Consider the following 2186-nt stretch of genomic DNA (forward strand, 5'->3'; position numbering starts at 1 on the left):
CGCTATGACATACGTAAACGCCCGAACACGGGATTTGTGATGTTCCGACCGTGAGTTTTTCGATGCCTCATACCCTGTTTTTTTGCGGAAATGGGGAGTGGCGGCATGGTAAAAGATACGAAACGCAAACTCGGCGGTATCGTCCCGGCCAACGATAACGGGCCGGTCGATCCTGCCGCGAAAGCGCGGTGCGATGAACTGATGTTTGCCCTGGCGAGCGCAATGGGCCGCCAGATCGCCCGCGAAGAGTTCGCCCGTCGGAAATTGGGGCGGGCGGCCAACGACAATTGCCCTCTTCCCGGCCATCGCCCGGACGGGCAGGACAGGCCGGAAAGGGGAGAGTGAATGACCCGCGTAGCTCTTTATGCCCACCATTCGTCCGACAACCAGAGTGCGGCCTCCATCGAGGACCAGTTGCGCCTGTGCGATGAAATGGCCGTCCGTGAAGGCTGGCCCGTCGTGCAGACCTATCGGTGTTGATTTTCACTGAGAACTGATGGCGTGGACGGCTCCCTGTGGTCCTGAGAGGATGCTGAGGAGTTGAATGTCAGTGAAGGAAACCATCATGCGTTCCGTAATGCTGATCACATCAAACCGGCTGATCGTGAACATCATGAAGCAGGTCGACGAACTCCTTGATTACGCCAATGACGTTTCACAACCTGACAGACATTCAGCTGCCCCTATCGCTGTCTTTAATTATTCACCGATCAGCGACCAGAAACCCAGCTTGCGCTTATGCTGCGCTTTCAAGCGGGTCATAAAGGCTTCATGGGTTTCCATGCCGTTTGTCGCTGTCAGCATTTGTGCAAGCAGCCGACAGGAGGCGAGATCCTTCGCCGCATAGGAATAATAGCGGGAAAGCGCCTTATTCAGCACGGCCTCGACCAGCAGGCGGTAAAGAAGGGTCGCCTCATTGGGATACGATTCAGACAGACGATCCGCAGCCGGACGTAGTGTTCCGTAATCACGCCCGTCCAGTTCTGCCGTATGCTCCCGCACGAGACGGGCAGCAGCGTCGAGCGCTGGCCATTTAAGAAGAGTGGAAAGGGCTACGCCCCTGACCGGGAAATTACGGATGTGATTGAGTGCCTGTTCTTCAGCATCAATCGCATCGTAATCGCTGAGATGGCGTTGGTATGCCTGCCAGTGCGGCAGACTCAGGCGTTCCTGAAAGACTTTCCATCGCAGGGACTGGGCCTGGTCGCGGTCGCCCACGGCTTCGCACGCTTCGATCCGAAGATCGTCATTTTCCCAGCGGAACCGGGGCGTCTCCTCAGTCTCCCGGTCGAGCCATTCGAGCGCCTCATGGGCACGCTCCTTGTCCAGCAGGCGACGTGCAACATCGCCGATAGAAGAGGACTGACGTTCACTCAGGTTGACTGCTTCGATATAGGCATCGACGTCACCTATTGCATCGGCCAGATCCTTCAGATGACCGAGGGTCTGCATGCGCGCAAAGTCGGTACGATAGTCTCCCTTCGCATTTGAGGCGGGAAGGTCGTGCAGTCGTGCAAGCAGCGTGTTTCTGAGTATGGCCGCGCCCGGCTTCCCCAGTGCTTCACCGCACGAGACAAGCAGGCGGTCACAGGTGCCATACCCGTCGTTATCGAGAAGTGTGAGCATATCCCTGACAGTGACAGCCGGATCCCGACCAGCCTGTCGTCCCCAGAGGGAGCCAAGATCGGAGACCGCTTCGCGAAACACATCTGACAGGTAACCGGAACTGTCATCAGAGCGCTCATAGACGGAAGGAGCAAGTTCCACGAGAAGACGCATGGCGGAAATGGCCTGCCCGACATCCGTCGTTGCAACATCGTTGAGAATGGATTGCCGTAAGGCATCGAGCTCGGTCGTAAGGGGTTTGATCCGGTCCCAGGGCAGGAATCCACGGGAACGCTGGATCGTTCGCAGCCTCTTTTCGATCTCCTTGCCGAGTTTGTCTTTCGCATGAGTGGCTGTCAGCGCCATGCGCAGCTTCCGGGTGAGCACGGCATCCTGTTCCGACAGTTCGACCAGAAGGTCTGCAAGCCGATCCGCACCAAGGGCTTTCAGATTGTTTTTCGTGACGGTCGTGCCAACTTTCGCGGATGCGGCGGATTTGCGGGTGGCAGGTTTTGTAGAAGGAGTGCGGACCATGAATGCAGATTATGACAGCGACACAGGGGACGCAATCAAAAGCCGTT

At 57.2% G+C, this 2186-nt stretch carries 2 protein-coding genes and 2 pseudogenes; 3 read left to right on the forward strand and 1 reads right to left on the reverse strand.

Features of this window, described 5'->3' with window-relative positions; all coding sequences use genetic code 11:
* Window positions 1–105: 105 nt before the first annotated feature.
* From GEU01_RS20975 to GEU01_RS27820, 3 genes and pseudogenes are all read left to right on the forward strand, one after another.
* Window positions 106–345: a hypothetical protein gene (locus GEU01_RS20975; protein ID WP_019087485.1), complete on the forward strand. Its 240-nt coding sequence runs from the start codon at window positions 106–108 to the stop codon at window positions 343–345.
* Window positions 346–474 (forward strand): annotated as a pseudogene (locus GEU01_RS20980) (resolvase); the annotation flags it as partial. It lies immediately after the preceding gene.
* Window positions 475–561: 87 nt separating this feature from the next.
* A pseudogene (locus tag GEU01_RS27820) lies at window positions 562–667 on the forward strand (IS481 family transposase); the annotation flags it as partial.
* Between the two features lie 32 nt (window positions 668–699).
* On the opposite strand, the gene GEU01_RS20990 reads toward GEU01_RS27820, so the two are convergent.
* Window positions 700–2139: a DUF6880 family protein gene (locus tag GEU01_RS20990; RefSeq protein ID WP_007396156.1), complete on the reverse strand. Its 1440-nt coding sequence runs from the start codon at window positions 2137–2139 to the stop codon at window positions 700–702.
* Window positions 2140–2186 lie beyond the last annotated feature (47 nt).

Source organism: Komagataeibacter europaeus LMG 18890 (assembly GCF_000285295.1).
Lineage (GTDB): Bacteria > Pseudomonadota > Alphaproteobacteria > Acetobacterales > Acetobacteraceae > Komagataeibacter > Komagataeibacter europaeus.

What these genes read in the sequence shown, in the direction of transcription:
- GEU01_RS20975 (WP_019087485.1), top strand. Translation starts at nt 106, where the DNA reads ATGGTAAAAGATACGAAACGCAAACTCGGCGGTATCGTCCCGGCCAAC.
- GEU01_RS20990 (WP_007396156.1), bottom strand. Translation starts at nt 2,139, where the DNA reads ATGGTCCGCACTCCTTCTACAAAACCTGCCACCCGCAAATCCGCCGCA.